The following is a 15276-nucleotide window of genomic DNA, read 5'->3' as shown; positions in this document are numbered from 1 at the left end:
AGCTACCTTGCATGCTACCCACTACCACAAGGTCGACGTGCACCAGGTGCAGGCTGAGCTGAAGAGCCGGCCCAAGGCGCGCCTCGACGACATCCTGTCGGTGCCTGTTGTCGTGCGTCCCAACTGGACGCCGGACGAGGTCCAGCGCGAGCTCGACAACAACGCGCAGGGCATCCTGGGTTATGTCGTGCGCTGGATCGACCAGGGTGTCGGCTGTTCAAAGGTTCCCGACATCAACGACGTCGGGCTGATGGAAGATCGCGCCACCTTGCGCATCTCGTCCCAGCACATCGCCAACTGGCTGCGCCATGACGTGTGCTCGCACATCCAGGTGATGGATTCGCTTCAGCGCATGGCAGCGATCGTCGACCGGCAGAATGTCGGCGATCCGCTCTACAAGCCGATGGCACCCGAGTTCGACCAGTCGACCGCCTTCCGCGCCGCCTGCGATCTCGTCTTCGAAGGCCGCGCCCAGCCCAACGGCTACACCGAACCGGTCCTCCACAAGCGCAGGCTCGAGCTCAAGGCGAAGCAGCGCCGCATCGCGTCACGACCCAAGATTACGAATTGAGGAAGCAAACATGTCCGAACTGACACTCGCCAAGGCCAACGCCATCATCGAAGCCGCATTCGCTAAGGGATCGGAAGTGAAGATGAAGCCGCTGACTGTCGCTGTGCTCGATGCAGGCGGCCACCTCAAGGCGTTCCAGAAGCAGGATGGCGCCTCGATGCTGCGCTACGAGATCGCCTCGGGCAAGGCCTATGGAGCGCTCGCTGTCGGCATGGGGTCGCGCTGGCTCGACCAGACCGCCAAGGAGCGCCCGCACTTCATGGAAGGGCTCAACGCCGTCTCCGGCGGCAGGATCGTGCCGGTTCCGGGCGGCGTGCTGATCCGCGACGCATCGGGCAAGCTGCTCGGCGCTGTCGGCATCACCGGCGACACATCCGACAATGACGAACTCGCCGCCATTTCAGGCATCGAGGCGGCAGGGCTGAGGCATCAGGCTGCGTGAGTGGCGGAAGCGCATTCTTCTGCTTGACAATTTCCAGTGTGATCATAAAGTGTGATCAAACTGATTGATGACAATCGATTGGCGCGAGGGATGGGGAGGAGTACCCGTTTCGAGCATGAGGTCGTGCGGCCCAAATAGCCGTACTTCGGCCCCCGGAGGAGAGAATGAAAGTTGCAGTATTAGGAGCCGGCGCGGGCGGTGCAGCCTCGGTCGCAGAGTTGGTCCAGGCCGGTCATGACGTCCATTTCTGGGCGCGTTCGGCCGAGACGTTGGAGCCGCATGTCAAGCTGGGTGGCGTCGCCTATGAAGGCAAGCTCGGCGAGGGCGTGGCGAAGCCCGCGCTGATCACCACCGACCTCAAGGCGGCAATCGATGGCGTCGATGTTGCGGTCGTCGTCCTGCCGACCTTTTCGCATTCGGCCATCGCCTCGGCGCTTGCCGCTGCCGGCTGGTCCTCGGGCAAGCCAATTGTGCTCAACCCCGGTCACACCGGTGGCGCGCTTGAGTTCGCCGAGACTTTTTCGCGCACCGGCCGTGCGGCACCGCCCGTCGTCGAGTTCTCGACGCTGACCTATGTCGCGCGCAAATACCGCCCCGATGGCGTCACCGTCTCCGGCCGCGCCAAGCAGCTCAAGGCAGCGGCACTCAAGGGCGGCTCCGAGGTGCTGGAAATCGCTGGCAAGCTATATCCGGGTCTGACCCCGGTCGCTGACGTGATCGCTTCCGACCTCTCCAACGTCAACATGGTCCTGCATCCGCCGGCGGCCGTCCTTGCCGCCGCCTGGGTCGAGGCGACCGGCGGCAATTTCACCTTCTACGTCGATGCCATGACCCCTGGCGTCGCCCGCGTCATGAAGCAGCTCGACGACGAGCGGCTGGCGGTGGCCAATGCCTTCGGGCATGATCTGCCCAACCTTGTCGAAGAGATGAAGCTGCTCGGCACGGTCGAGGCCGATGTCATCGACACTTCCGACTTCCGCGCCGCGATTGCCGGCGGCGAGGCCAACAAGCGCATCAAGGGTCCGGATTCGCTCGAGTATCGCTACTACAAGGAAGATTTCGGCCACGGCCTGCTGCCTTTCCTTGAATTCGCGAAGATCGCAGGCGTCGAAACGCCCGTGGCGCATTCGCTCTACAGCCTGGCGCAGATCGCCGTCGGCACCGATTATCGCAAGGGCGGCCGCACCGCCGAGGCGATGGGCATCGCCGGCATGTCCCGGGATCAGGTCATAGAGAAGGTGAGGGCGAAATGAGCTGGAACAACACAGTCATCGCCGTCGTTGCCGGCGACGCCCGCGAACAGGAGATTGCCCGCTGCGCCGTCCGCGCCGGCGCCACCGTCCGTGCTTATGGTTTTCCCTGGCCGGATGAGGGCATCGAGGGCGTCTATCACGCCAAGGATGCCGCCGACGCGCTGAAAGGTGCCGATATCGCACTGTTCCCGATCCCCGGTATCACCGCCGAAGGTGCCCTGTTTGCGCCGAAGTGCCCGGAAAAGATCATCCCAACGCGCGAGATGCTGGAGGGCATGCGCAAGCCCGGCCACATCATTCTCGGCTGGGGCGATGCCAATCTGAAGGGCCATTGCGCGGAACTCGGCATCGCGCTGCACGAGTATGAGTGGGACGTCGACCTGATGCTGCTGCGCGGCCCGGCGATCGTCGAGGGCGTGCTCAAGGTGATCATCGAAAATACCCAGATCACTATCCATAAATCCAACATCTGCCTTGTCGGGCAGGGCACCATCGGCTCGCTTTTGACCAACACGCTGTTGGCGCTCGGCGCCCATGTCCACGTCGCAGCGCGTAACCCGGTGCAGCGCGCCGCCGCTTATGCGGCGGGTGCTGAATCGCTGACGCTCGAACAATTGCCTGAATACCTGCCGAAGATGGACATCGTCATCGGCAGCGTGCCCAAGCGGCTGCTCGAACGCGAACAGCTGGTGCTTTTGCCAAAGCATGCGCTGCTGGTCGATGTCGCGGCGCCCCCCGGCACCATCGACAGGGAGGCCGCGGCCGAACTGGGGCTGAAAACCGTCTGGGCGCGCGGCATGGGCGCACGCGCGCCGATCACTGTCGGCCGCAGCCAGTGGAGCGGCATTGTCCGACGCATTGAAGGCATACTGGAGCAGAAATGATGAAAGCGGATCTGGTCATCAAGAACGCACGGGTGGTTCGCCACGACGGCGAATTCCACGGCGGCGTCGCGGTCAAGGACGGCAAGATCGTCCTGACCGGATCGGACGAGTCGCTGCCCGATGCGACCCGCACCATCGATGCCGAAGGCCGGGTGCTGATGCCGGGCCTGATCGATCCGCACTGCCATCTCGGCGTGAAATTTCCCTTCGCCGAGGACATGCGCACTGAAACGGCAGCTGCCGCTTCGGGTGGTGTGACCACCGCGCTGCTCTACATCCGCAACCTCAAGGAATCCTACTTGCCGTTCTACGAGGAGCGGAAGGCGCTGGGCGAGGAGAACTCGGTCATTGACTTCGGCTTCCACTTCGGCGTCCAGCGCGAAGAGCACATTGCCGAGATCCCGGAGATCGTCGCCAAGACCGGCGTGAAGTCGTTCAAGTGCTATTTCGGCTACGAGCCCGACAATCCGATCGGCATCGTGCCGGCGACCGACGGCTGGGTCTATGCGGCGATGCGTATCCTGTCGAAGATCCCCGGTGGCGTCATCAATGTCCATTGCGAAAACACCCAGATCGCCTCGTGGATCAAGAAGGAGATCGCCGCGACCGGCCGCCAGGATCTCGGCGCCTATACGGAATCGCGCCCTGCCTTCTGCGAGGTCGAGACCATCCGCCGCATGATTTTCCTCGCCGAGAAGACCGGCTGCTCGCTGCATCTGGTCCACACTTCGGTCGGCATGGGCCCGGTTCTTGCCGCCGAGGCGCAGGCACGTGGCGTGCATGTCACCGTCGAGACCTGCCCGCACTACCTGACGCGCACCTGCTATGACGAAGATCTCGACATGCGCGCCAAGATCTCGCCGCCGCTGCGCGACCGCAACGAGCTCGAAGGCCTGTGGGCCGGCATGCTCAACGGTTCGGTCTACAGCCTCGGTACCGACCACGTGCCGTTCCTGCCCAAGAAGCTTGAGGATTTGTGGACGGAATTCCCCGGTGTCGTCAGCTTCCCGTGGGAGCTGTCGCTGATGCTGCATTTCGGCGTGCACCAGCGCGGGCTGCCGCTCAGCCGCCTTGTCGAGCTCAACTCGTTCAATCCGGCGCGTCGTTTCGGCCTGTGGCCGCGCAAGGGCCACATCGATGTCGGCTTCGACGCCGACCTCGTGCTGGTCGACCTCGACGAAGAGCGCACGGTCACCCACACCGGCAAGGGCACATGCATCTATGAAGGCTGGAAGCTTAAGGGCTGGCCGGTGATGACGGTGGCGCGCGGCGATGTCGTCTACGAAAACGGTGTGGTCGCCGACACCAACTACGGCCGCGGCCGCTGCGTGACCCTGCCGTCATGACACCAAGCCCCGATCAGCTGGACCTGGCCGGCCGGATTTCGCTGACACCGGCGCGGTTGCCGGTGTGCGAAGCCGTCGCAAGCATCGTTGCCCGCAAGGCGACGATCCGCCAGGAGCGGTTGTCGGGGATCCACAATCCGTGGGGCCATGTCATCGGCCTTACCGATCCATGGAGCTTTCTCGACCTGTGCGAGAGCCAGGTCGTTATTGACGCCGCGCGGAGCGTCATCGGTCCCGACATCATCCTGTGGGACAGCGAGCTGTTTGCCGAGGCGGGCAGCTACGCCGGGTTTCTGAACGCCGGGAGCGAAGGCCGCTACTGGCCGGTGACGCCGCTCGCAGGCGCCGTCGTGCTGGTGGCATTCGGCAGCGGCGAGTTTTCGGTGAGGGTCTTCGGGCTGGAGAAGTTGGGCCCAGCTGCACTCGACGGTTTCGATCCGGCCGACCCGCTCTATGTCATCAGGCTGATGCCGGCGACGAGCCGTTTCGATCGTAATGCTGACCATCCGGCCAACCGCACCTGCATGGAAGAGCAGGTGCTGGTCAACTATTCGAACCGCCCGCTGTGGCTGCTCTGCGGCACTGATCGGGCCAACAACGACCTGGTTTCGGGCTTTGCGCCCGCCGTGCCCGTCTGGGCCTCCGGCGCCATGCCCAGCGAAAGAGAGGAGAAATAAGATGCCATTCGTCGTCGTAGAGATGTGGGAGGGGCGCACTGTCGAGCAGAAGCGCAACCTCGTCAAAGCCATCACCAAGGCCATGGTCGAAGAGGCCGCCTGCAAGCCCGATCACCTGCACGTGGTCATCCACGAAACGCCCAAGGACAGCTGGGGCCGCGGCGGCGTGCTCGGCATAGACATGGTGGAGCACAAGTGATGGGTCTGGACGTTCTCGACTACCGCAAGTCGGCGCTGCTGGTCATCGACCTGCAGAACGCCTTCATCCATGAGAAGGGCACGCTCGGCGTTTCGGGCGTCGACACCAAGCGCCTGTCGTCGATCGTGCCGCCGCTGGCCAAGCTGATCAAGCGCTGCCAGGACACCGGCATTCCGGTCATCTGGACGATGCAGGAACACTTCGCGATCGACCAGAACCGTGCCAAGAAGAAGTTGCTCGGCCACACCGCCCGCCGCAAGCAGGTGTCGGCGCTGGCCGGCAGCTGGGACGAGCAGATCATCGACGAGCTGAAGCCGCTGGCCGATTTCGACCCTGCCTTCGTCATCCGCAAGCACCGCTTCGGCGCGTTCTACGAGACGCGGCTCGAGATGATGCTGAAGATGCTTGGCACTCAGCACCTGTTCGTCACCGGTGCCACCACCAATGCCTGCGTCGAGACCTCGATCCGCGAAGCCTATCTTCGCGACCTCGACGTCATTGCCGTCGATGACTGCGTGTCCGGTGTCAATGCCGAGTGGGAAGCCACCGCCAAGCAGGTGTGGAAGCAGTATTTCTGCGAGATCGCCCCCTCGTCCGAAGTGCTCGACTGGATCGGCGAGCAGGTCAAGCCGCGCGTCACCAACTACGGCCACCAGCTGATCATGGTCAACGACATCGACACGTCGGTCGCCTTCTATACCAATCAGCTCGGCTTCACGATCCGGCCGGCCAAGCCGCTGGCCGATGGCCGTCCGTTCACCGCCTTCCATCAGGGTATCGCGCTGATCCATGGCAAGACGTCGGATCATCGCCAGCTCGACCACATCGCATTTGAGGTCAATGACGTCCGCGCCATGGACGCCAAGCTGAAGAAGGCCGGCGTGAAGTACTTCACCGACCTGCATGACGGGCCTTACGGTCTGACGATCTACATCGCCGACCCCGACGGCACCAAGGTCGAGCTCTACCAGGTCGGCGCCACTGCCTGATCGCGCATTGTACGGATACGAAAAGGCCGCCGTTTCCGGCGGCCTTTTTTTGTTCTGGCTCCTCGTTTAGTCGGGTGCCATACCCTCAAGCCCGTCTAGCTCGACATAAGCGGGCAACGACGTCGTAATCGGCGCGCCGTTGCGAACGACGATGCGATTGCTTTCGGCGCGCGACAGCACTTCCGACAAGGACCGGCCCTCAAACAGGATGAAATCGGCGGCATGGCCCTCGGCGATGCTGCCTCTGCCATCGAGCCCCATGATGCCTGCCGGGGTCGTGGTCACGGCCCTGATCCAGTCGCCGGCAGGATGGTCGAGATGCAGGACGCGCGTGCCGAGCCGATAGGTGTCCAGCATGTCGAGATCGCCATAGGAATGGAACGGGTCGCGCGTGTTGTCTGAGGCAAGTGCTACCGGGATGCCGCGCCGCTTCATCTCGTGCAGCAGGGTCACGCCGCGCCACTTTGGCGTCGTGCCGTCCTGGCGACGGTCCTGAAGATAGAGGTTGCAGGTCGGCAGCGACACGACGGCGACACCCGCTGTAGCGACCTTGTCGAGTGTGGCCTCGACATTGGCTTCGTCCTGCATTGCCAGCGAACAGCAATGGCCGACCAGCACCTGACCGCCAAACGACGATCGCATCGCGGCCTCGGCGATACGGCGCAGTCCATCGGCTTTGGGATTCGCGGTCTCGTCGGCATGGAAGTCGAGGTTGAGGCCATGTTGCTGGGCTTTCCGGAACATCAGGTCGAGCAGATGGTCGATGTCGGGAGCCGGATAAGCGACCGCCCCGAGTGTACCGCTGGCAGCGGCGACATGGCGTGCGATACGCTCGAGAAATGCATCGTCGCGGGCCATGTCGATGGGAAACAGGCATGACGCCTGCAAGTCGATGCGGCCACGCCAGTGTTGTTTGAGTTCCATGAAGGCAGGCCAGGAAATGTCGTCTTGCGGAGGCTGTGAGTCGATGTGCGTGCGCATGGCCGCCGTGCCGTAGTGGAACGCCGAGCGCAGCGCGAAATCCATGCGCCTGGTGACATCGCTGGCCGACCAGTTGGCCGTACGATCGGCGCGCGTGGCCGCCAACGCGCCATCGAACGTGCCGTTGGCTGCCGGCGTTCGCGGCAGGATATGACCCTTGTCGAGATGGGTGTGGCAGTCGACGAAGGTGGGGAGGGCGACCCGACCGCCGGCATCGATCGAAATCGCGCTGTCGTCGCTGGTTTCGATGGAACGGCTGCGCGCAGCAGTTGTTGCCAGTATCTTGCCGTGCTCTACTGTCACGTCAGCTAGAAAGTACCCTGTGGCATCGACGGTACCAGTTTTTGCCACTGCACTGTCGAGACGCACATTGCGCAAGATGTAACGGCCCAGCCCGGCGCCGTTGGCGATCTGGTCGCGCAGGGCAGGCTGGTCGAAGGCAGGTGCGTTCATGGACGGGTCTCCGGATGGGCGGATGTGACGGCGCGTCGGGCTGCCGCGGTGTTCTCGGTCAAACGGCAGGGCAGTTAATGGTTGCCGTTCCGGTCAAGATCATTTATTGATCACAATATGAGATCACAGATTGCGGCCTGTCAACTTCTGCCCCCGGCCGGCGACTGTATGCGGCAGCTCGCCGCCAGACGCCGTTCCTCGTACAGCGCAATTCTTGAGGAGCTTGCGAGAGGCGGAGAAGCAGAGTGCGGATAGATAAGACTGAGGATGCCGGCAACGGCAGCAGTGACGCGCCCAAGAAGGAGCGCGGCCATGTCCACGGACATGTGCTGCGCTACATGCGCCGCGGCCTGATGGTCGGCGCATTCCTGCCCGGCCAGGTGATGAGCCTGCGCAAGCTGGCTGCCGGTTTCGGCACCAGCCCGATGCCGGTTCGCGAGGTGCTGAGCCGCCTGGTGGCGGCCAATGCGCTTGAGGAAACCAAGGGCGGTTCGGTGCGCGTGCCCAGGCTGAGCCCGGAAAAGCTCAGCGACCTTTTCGCCGTGCGCGAGATGCTCGAAGGCATGGCCGCCGAGCTTGCCGCGAAGAAGGCGACCCCAGCACTGATCAGCGAACTTGCCGCGATCAACAAGCAGCTGCTGGTGGCAATCGAAAAGCGCGACATTCTGAACTGCCTGTCGTCCAACCAGAAATTCCATTTCACGCTCTATGAGGCGGCTGCATCCGACGTGCTGATGCCGCTGATCGAGTCGCTGTGGCTGCAGTTCGGCCCGACCATGTACATGTCGCTGCTGATCCCCTCGATGCCGTGGAACGCCTCGGACCACGAGGACATCCTTGCCGCCTTGAAGGAAGGCAACGCCAGCGCTGCCAAGAAGGGCATCGTCCACGACATCCGCACCACCTGCAAGGCGCTGCTCAGCGTCGCCGGCTCGCAAGGCATCGAACTGCCTTTCGCGCAGGGGGCGGATATTCAATTCGATTACTGACATCACGATCTGGGAGGATCCCGCCATGGTGGGAAAAGTTGAACAGAACCTTGCTCGCCTGGGCATCAGCCTGCCGGCGACGGTGGCGCCCGCCGCCAACTACGTGCCCGCCCGCCGCCTGGGCAACCAGGTCTATGTTTCGGGCCAGGTCCCAGCTGAAGGCGGCAAGGACAAGTTCACCGGCAAGCTCGGGTCCGATTTCACCGTCGAGGAAGGCCAGGCCGCAGCGCGGCTCTGCGCCGTCAACATCCTGGCCCAGCTCAAGCAGGCGCTCGACGGTGATCTCGACCGTGTCGTTGGCGTCATCCGCCTCGGCGGCTTCGTCAATGCCGAACCCGACTTCAAGGATCACCCCAAGGTCATCAACGGCGCTTCCGATCTGATGGTCGAGGTGTTCGGCGAGGCCGGCCGCCATGCCCGCGCCGCCGTCGGCTGCTACTCGCTGCCGCGCAACGTTCCCGTCGAGGTAGACGCCATCTTCGAGGTCAACTGACCGTGCTGCCTGCCGCTTCCGCGACCGACGACCGAATTCCGGTCCACGTGCTGACCGGCTTCCTCGGCAGCGGCAAGACGACGTTCCTGCGGCATCTGCTCGGCGAACCTGATCTCGCCGACACTGCCGTGATCATCAACGAGTTCGGCGAGGTCGGGCTCGACCATCTTCTGGTGCGGGAAGTGTCCGAGGACGCGGTTTTGCTGTCGTCGGGCTGTCTGTGCTGTGCCGTGCGAGATGATCTCGTTTCCACTCTGGCGGACCTTCTGGCGATGGTCCGCCGTGGCGAGGTGGCGCCGTTCCGCCGGGTCGTGGTGGAGACCACGGGCCTCGCCGACCCCGCGCCGATCATGCAGGCGGTAATGAGCGACCTTCAGCTCCGCCGCGGCTATCGGGCGGGCAGTATCGTTGCCACCGTCGACGGCGTCAGTGGCGCCAATTCCATCGGCAGTTTCGCCGAAGCCGTGCAGCAAGTGGCGCTGGCCGATTGTGTGGTCATCACCAAGTCGGATCTTGTCGAACCCTGGCGGCTGGATGCGCTCGCCCAGGATGTCGGTAAGGTCAACCCTCGGGTACGACAGCTTGTTTCAAGCCGGGCAAGCATGCCGGTTGCAGCCGACATCTTCGACCAAGACGACAGCTGGGAGCCGCGCCATTTCGAAATGGCCGATACGCCGATGCCTGGCCGCCACAGCGATGGCATCGAGACCTTCACCGTCGAGATTGACAACGAAGTCGACTGGCCGTCCTTCGTCGATTGGCTGGAATTGCTGCTCGCCGGACGCGGCCAATCGATCCTTCGTGTGAAAGGACTTCTGCCGGTCAGGGGCGACCCGCGCCCGGTGGTCATCCATGGTGTCCAGCACGTGATGTATCCGCCCGAGTATCTGCCGCGCTGGCCGGAGGGCATGCCCCGCGGCTGGCTGGTTTTCATCGCGCGCAACCTTAACCGCAGCGCCATCGAGCGCTCGTTGCCTGATACCTTCGCCGCTGCGGACTGATCCGGCACGCTTCATTTTTCAGGCGATCTTGGGCCGTTTGCCGACTTGTGAATGTGCCTCGCCCGGAGCGGGTGAGGTTGCGTCGTCTCGACGCGTGGTGAATCCGCCAGCAATTTCCGATGCTTGCCGCAGCGGCAGGGAATTCGCGGCAACGCTTCGATTGAGCATGCAAATTCGTGCGCTGCCTGATCCGATTCATCGCTTGACAATCATCAAATGTGATCACACTATGAGATCAAGAATGAAGATCGAGAGCGAAGGCTGTCGCGCTTTGTTCCGGGGAGAGAGGCAGGCCTTCGGGCCATTGGGGCGCCTGAAAGGTGCTCTTTAGGGAGGAGAGAAATGTTGTACGCCACAGGTCTCATTCGCGGCACGGCGCTTGTCGCCACAGCCGCCGTCGCTACCGTTCTTGCCAGTCACAGCGCCATGGCGGAAGACGTCAACGTCCGCTTCAGCTGGAAGCTCAAGGGCGAATACGGCTTCTTCTATCTCGGCGAGCAGAAGGGGCTCTACAAGGACGCTGGTGTGACGCTGAAGCTCGGCGAAGGTGCCGGTTCGCAGGCAGCACTCGGCTCGCTCATCCAAGGCCAGGAAGACGCTGTCATCCTGCCCGGCATCTTCGCCATCTCCGCGATCCAGAAGGGCATGCCGGTCAAGATCATCGCGCTGTATCAGCCGGAGTCGCCGATTGCGTTGATCTCGCACCCCGACAAGGCAGTGATGACCCCGAAGGATCTCGAAGGCAAGACCATTGCGCACGCCGTCGGCGAGACCGGCACCTCCTATCTCGGCGCGTTCTGCGAGATCAACAAGATCGACTGCGCCAAGGTCTCCAAGGTCCAGATGGACTCGCAGTCGCGCGTGCCGCAGTTCCTGCAGAAGCAGGTCGACGTCGTCAGCGTCTACAAGACCAACGACCTGCCGGTGCTGGAAGACAAGACCGGCACCAAGTTCCCAACCCTGGACCTCACCGAATTCGGTCTTGCCGTGCCCGGCATGGCGGTCGTCGCCAGCGATGATGGCATTGCCAAGAAGGGGCCGGCACTCAGGAGTTTCCTGGCTGCCAACGCCAAGGCCATCGAGCTGACCCGTGCCGACCCGGTTGCTGCCACCGCCGCGCTCAAGGCGGTCTGGCAGGCCGGACCTTCCGACAAGGTCGTGCAGCAGCAGATCGAGGCGACCTCGGCATCGATCCATTCGCCCGCCGGTACGCCGATCGGGTACATCGACGAAAAAGCGATTGCAGACGCCATCAAGCTGATCGGCAGTGTCGAGGAAATCGGCGACGCCAAGCCGATGTCGTCTTTTTATACCAATGAACTTCTGACGCAGTGAGGCTACGGTGGCGAGCACGGATGTAATCGGCGCCGCTCAGGCGCAGAAAAAGCAAGGCAAGGGCATGAGCAGCAAGAAGAAATCACGAGGGCCATGGCTCGAGCGCTATTCGGCGCTCATCCTGGCGGTAGTGCTGCTCGGCGCATGGCAAGTTCTGGTTCCCTGGTCCGGGCTTTCGGAGTTTGTCCTGCCGACGCCGCTGGCAATTGCCAAGCGGATCGTCAACGAGCTGCCGTTGCTCGCCTCCCACGCCTATGTCACGCTGTTCGAAGTGGTTGCGGGATTTGCCATGGGCGTGCTGGTCGGCATGCCGCTGGCGCTGGCGATCTTCTATTCCAAGGCTTTCGAACGCGCCATCTACCCGATCCTGGTGGCGCTGCAGACCGTGCCCAAGGTGGCGCTGGCGCCGCTCCTGGTGCTCTATCTCGGCTATGGCTGGGCACCCAAGATCACGCTGGCATTCCTGATTTCGTTCTTCCCGATCGTCATCTCGACGGTGGTCGGCCTGCAGTCGCTCGACAAGAACCTGGTCAATCTCGTCCGTTCGATGGGCGCCAGCGAGTGGCAAACCTTCTTCAAGGTCCGTCTGCCGGCAGCCTTGCCCAACATCTTCGGCGGCTTCAAGGTTGCGGTGTCGCTGGCAGTCATCGGTGCGGTCATCGGCGAGTATGTCGCTGCCGAACGCGGCCTCGGCTACCTGCAGCTGCAAGCCAACTCGCTGTTCGACACGACGCTCAACTTTGCCACCGTTGTGACGATCTCCGGGCTCGGCGTGATGCTCTACTTCATCATCGACACGATCGAAGCCCGCGTCACCTACAAGCGCGACGCCGCCAAGTAATCAGCCGGCCGCCGGTGCGGCCGAGCAACGACAACAGGTTCAGTGAGGCAATCCCATGAGTGCCACTACCCAGATGGGCGCGGCGGTCGACATTTCGCGGCTTTCCAAGATCTACAAGACACGCGAGGACGATGATGTCCTCGCCCTCGACAAGATCGATCTCAAGATCGAACCCGGCAGCTTCGTCGCGGTGGTCGGTCCCAGCGGTTGCGGCAAGAGCACGCTGCTCTCGCTTCTCGCCGGCCTGACGCCAGCCTCGACCGGCAGCATCGCCATCGACGGCGACGGCGTCTCCAGGCCACACCCGAAGACCGGCGTTGTGTTTCAGTCCGACCTTCTGCTCTACTGGCGCACAGTGCTCGACAACATCCTGCTGCCGATCGAGATCAAGAAGCTCGATGTCGCGAGGTACCGGGCGCGTGCCGAGGAGCTGCTTGCCCAGGTCGGGCTCAAGGGCTTCGGCAACAAGTATCCCTCCGAGCTATCCGGCGGCATGCGCCAGCGCGTGGCGATCTGCCGGGCGCTGATCCAGGAACCGGGCCTGCTTCTGATGGACGAGCCCTTCGGTGCGCTCGACGCGCTGACCCGCGAACAGATGATCATGGATTTGCAGTCGATGTGGCTGCGCCTGCGCAACACGGTGCTGTTCATCACCCATGGCATCGACGAGGCCGTGTTCCTGGCCGACCGCGTCCTGGTGATGTCGCCCCGTCCCGGCCGTGTCGACCTCGACCTCAAGATCGACCTGCCGCGTCCGCGCCAGTGGAGCAAGACCCACGAGGACAAGGACTACCACGGCTATGTCCGGCAGATCCGGGCGATCTTCGAGGCCAAGGGCATTCTCGTCGCTCACTAAACCAGCAGTCCGAATATCGGAACCGATTTTCGGATAGGATCAAGCACGGCTTCCACGCTTTGCGGCATCCTTGGCGCCTCTACATGGACGCGCGGCTCTCTAGTCGGTTCGGCCGATCCGTCAAATCGGCGAATACTGCAGTAACGGCATCAGCGTCGCCGGGAAATTTCCCGGCGGACGAACATTTGCGCGGAGACCTCGGATGTCCGGGACGATATTCATACCCAGAGAGTTGGATGCGATTGAGAGCCGTGTAGGTGCTTCGCCGGATACGGTGAAACGCCTTGTGGGTCTTGGTTTTGCGGTGGTTGTCGAGACGGGTGCCGGCACCTTGTCGCGCATTCCCGATGCCGATTATGCGGCGGTCGGTGCTGTCATCGGCAAAGCCGGCGATGCCGCCAAGGCCGATGTCGTGCTGAAGGTGCGCCGTCCTTCGGAGGCCGAGGTCAAGGGCTACAAGCAAGGTGCCGCGGTGCTGGCCACCATGGATCCCTACGGCAATGATGCGGCGGTTGCCGCGATGGCCAAGGCCGGTGTGACGGCGTTCGCCATGGAGTTCATGCCGCGCATCACCCGAGCCCAGGTGATGGACGTGCTGTCGTCGCAGGCAAACCTCGCCGGCTACCAGGCGGTCATCGACGGTGCCGCCGAATATGACCGGGCGCTGCCGATGATGATGACGGCGGCCGGCACGGTTCCTGCTGCCAAGGTGTTCATCATGGGCGTCGGCGTTGCCGGCCTACAGGCGATCGCCACCGCACGCCGCATGGGCGCGATCGTGACGGCCACCGACGTGCGTCCGGCTGTGAAGGAGCAGGTCGCCTCGCTCGGCGCAAAGTTCCTCGCCGTCGAGGACGAGGAGTTCAAGGCCGCCGAGACCGCCGGCGGCTACGCCAAGGAGATGTCCAAGGAGTACCAGGCGAAGCAGGCGGCTTTGACCGCCGAGCACATCGCCAAGCAGGACATCGTCATTACCACGGCACTCATCCCGGGCCGTCCGGCGCCAAAGCTGGTGTCCGCGGCAATGGTTGCCTCGATGAAGCCGGGTTCGGTGCTTGTCGACCTCGCCGTCGAGCGCGGCGGCAATGTCGAGGGCGCGGTGCCGGGCAAGGTCGTCACGACAGCCAACGGGGCAAAGATCGTCGGCCATCTCAACGTGCCGGGCCGTGTCGCGGCGTCTGCCTCGCTGCTTTACGCCAAGAACCTGTTCGCCTTCCTCGAGACCATGGTCGACAAGACCACCAAGCAGATCGCCATCAACCGCGACGACGAGCTGGTCAAGGCGACCATGCTGACCGACGGCGGCAAGGTGGTTCATCCCAACTTCGCCAATGCGGCTGCGGCAGCGGACAAGCCAAAACCGATCGTGCCGGGCCAGAACCGCGGCGACGATCCGGCGAGCGATGGTGCTGCACCTGCCAAGGCAGCAGCGAAGAAACCGGCCGCCGCCAAATCGGACAAACCGGCCGCTGCGAAAAAGCCCGCTGCCAAGAAGTCGGCCCCAAGCGCCGGCGCCAAGACGTCATCTGAGGGAGACGCGTGATGGAAGGTCTTCAGAAAGCCCTCGACCAGCTTGACCAGGCGGTCGCCGCCGTCCGGCTCGGCGTCCAGGATCTCGCCACATCAGAAGGTGCGGCGGAAGCTGCCGGCAATGCGGCGCATGCTGTGTCAGGCGGTGCGATCGACCCGTTCGTGTTCCGCTTCGCCATCTTCGTTCTGGCGATCTTCGTCGGCTATTACGTCGTCTGGTCGGTGACACCGGCTCTGCACACGCCGCTGATGGCCGTCACCAACGCGATTTCCTCGGTCATCGTGGTCGGTGCGCTGCTCGCCGTCGGCATCGCCGCCTCCGGCCTTGCCACCGGCTTCGGCTTCGTCGCCCTGGTGCTGGCCTCGGTCAACATCTTCGGCGGCTTCCTCGTCACCCAGCGCATGCTGGCGATGTACAAGAAGAAGGACAAGTGAC

Annotated in this window: 16 protein-coding genes and 1 pseudogene; 16 read left to right on the top strand and 1 reads right to left on the bottom strand. The window is 63.4% G+C overall.

Features of this window, described 5'->3' with window-relative positions; genetic code table 11:
- The 8 genes and pseudogenes from ACSQ3E_RS26000 to ACSQ3E_RS25965 form a co-directional block, all read left to right on the top strand.
- Positions 1 to 571, top strand: a pseudogene (locus tag ACSQ3E_RS26000) (malate synthase G); the annotation flags it as partial.
- A gap of 10 nt (positions 572 to 581) precedes the next feature.
- The gene (locus ACSQ3E_RS25995) at positions 582 to 1013 is read left to right on the top strand and encodes a GlcG/HbpS family heme-binding protein (RefSeq protein ID WP_310324034.1); all 432 of its coding nucleotides are present in this window, start codon (positions 582 to 584) and stop codon (positions 1011 to 1013) included.
- 164 nt (positions 1014 to 1177) lie between these two features.
- Positions 1178 to 2266, top strand: coding sequence for an NAD/NADP octopine/nopaline dehydrogenase family protein (locus ACSQ3E_RS25990; RefSeq protein WP_310324032.1), 1089 nt, complete (start codon positions 1178 to 1180; stop codon positions 2264 to 2266).
- The gene (locus ACSQ3E_RS25985) at positions 2263 to 3150 is read left to right on the top strand and encodes a dipicolinate synthase subunit DpsA (RefSeq protein WP_310324029.1); all 888 of its coding nucleotides are present in this window, start codon (positions 2263 to 2265) and stop codon (positions 3148 to 3150) included. The genes ACSQ3E_RS25990 and ACSQ3E_RS25985 overlap by 4 nt, the downstream gene beginning before the upstream one ends.
- A complete protein-coding gene (locus ACSQ3E_RS25980) occupies positions 3147 to 4496 on the top strand; it encodes a dihydroorotase (RefSeq protein WP_436124864.1) in 1350 nt (449 codons plus the stop codon). Before ACSQ3E_RS25985 ends, ACSQ3E_RS25980 begins: the two co-directional genes overlap by 4 nt.
- Entirely contained in the window at positions 4493 to 5173 is a 681-nt protein-coding gene (locus tag ACSQ3E_RS25975; RefSeq protein ID WP_436124863.1) for a resolvase, read from the top strand. Before ACSQ3E_RS25980 ends, ACSQ3E_RS25975 begins: the two co-directional genes overlap by 4 nt.
- Position 5174: 1 nt before the next feature.
- Positions 5175 to 5372 (top strand): 2-hydroxymuconate tautomerase, encoded by a 198-nt coding sequence (locus ACSQ3E_RS25970; RefSeq protein WP_018431063.1) that lies wholly within the window; start codon positions 5175 to 5177, stop codon positions 5370 to 5372.
- Positions 5372 to 6361 (top strand): isochorismatase family protein, encoded by a 990-nt coding sequence (locus tag ACSQ3E_RS25965; protein WP_310324018.1) that lies wholly within the window; start codon positions 5372 to 5374, stop codon positions 6359 to 6361. Before ACSQ3E_RS25970 ends, ACSQ3E_RS25965 begins: the two co-directional genes overlap by 1 nt.
- Positions 6362 to 6427: 66 nt before the next feature.
- Here the strand turns inward: ACSQ3E_RS25965 and ACSQ3E_RS25960 are convergent, their stop codons facing one another.
- Positions 6428 to 7795 (bottom strand): cytosine deaminase, encoded by a 1368-nt coding sequence (locus tag ACSQ3E_RS25960; RefSeq protein ID WP_436124862.1) that lies wholly within the window; start codon positions 7793 to 7795, stop codon positions 6428 to 6430.
- Positions 7796 to 8040: 245 nt separating this feature from the next.
- On the opposite strand from ACSQ3E_RS25960, the gene ACSQ3E_RS25955 reads away from it, so the two are divergent.
- From ACSQ3E_RS25955 to ACSQ3E_RS25920, 8 genes are all read left to right on the top strand, one after another.
- Positions 8041 to 8784, top strand: a complete 744-nt coding sequence (locus ACSQ3E_RS25955) for a GntR family transcriptional regulator (protein ID WP_310324013.1) — start codon at positions 8041 to 8043, stop codon at positions 8782 to 8784.
- A gap of 25 nt (positions 8785 to 8809) precedes the next feature.
- Entirely contained in the window at positions 8810 to 9277 is a 468-nt protein-coding gene (locus tag ACSQ3E_RS25950; RefSeq protein ID WP_067967501.1) for a RidA family protein, read from the top strand.
- Positions 9278 to 9279: 2 nt separating this feature from the next.
- Positions 9280 to 10278, top strand: coding sequence for a CobW family GTP-binding protein (locus ACSQ3E_RS25945; RefSeq protein ID WP_436124861.1), 999 nt, complete (start codon positions 9280 to 9282; stop codon positions 10276 to 10278).
- A gap of 342 nt (positions 10279 to 10620) precedes the next feature.
- Positions 10621 to 11613, top strand: coding sequence for an ABC transporter substrate-binding protein (locus ACSQ3E_RS25940; RefSeq protein WP_436124860.1), 993 nt, complete (start codon positions 10621 to 10623; stop codon positions 11611 to 11613).
- A 64-nt stretch (positions 11614 to 11677) separates the two neighbouring features.
- Positions 11678 to 12454 (top strand): ABC transporter permease, encoded by a 777-nt coding sequence (locus tag ACSQ3E_RS25935; protein WP_310324001.1) that lies wholly within the window; start codon positions 11678 to 11680, stop codon positions 12452 to 12454.
- Between the two features lie 55 nt (positions 12455 to 12509).
- A complete protein-coding gene (locus tag ACSQ3E_RS25930; RefSeq protein WP_310323999.1) occupies positions 12510 to 13310 on the top strand; it encodes an ABC transporter ATP-binding protein in 801 nt (266 codons plus the stop codon).
- Between the two features lie 202 nt (positions 13311 to 13512).
- Positions 13513 to 14853, top strand: a complete 1341-nt coding sequence (locus tag ACSQ3E_RS25925) for a Re/Si-specific NAD(P)(+) transhydrogenase subunit alpha (protein ID WP_436124859.1) — start codon at positions 13513 to 13515, stop codon at positions 14851 to 14853.
- Positions 14853 to 15275, top strand: a complete 423-nt coding sequence (locus tag ACSQ3E_RS25920) for a proton-translocating transhydrogenase family protein (protein WP_432288986.1) — start codon at positions 14853 to 14855, stop codon at positions 15273 to 15275. Before ACSQ3E_RS25925 ends, ACSQ3E_RS25920 begins: the two co-directional genes overlap by 1 nt.
- Position 15276: the final 1 nt, after the last annotated feature.

Source organism: Aminobacter sp. LjRoot7 (assembly GCF_964252895.1).
GTDB lineage: Bacteria > Pseudomonadota > Alphaproteobacteria > Rhizobiales > Rhizobiaceae > Aminobacter > Aminobacter aminovorans_B.
The sequence above is the reverse complement of the archived record's forward strand: the minus strand, read 5'-3'. Positions and strand labels throughout refer to the sequence as shown.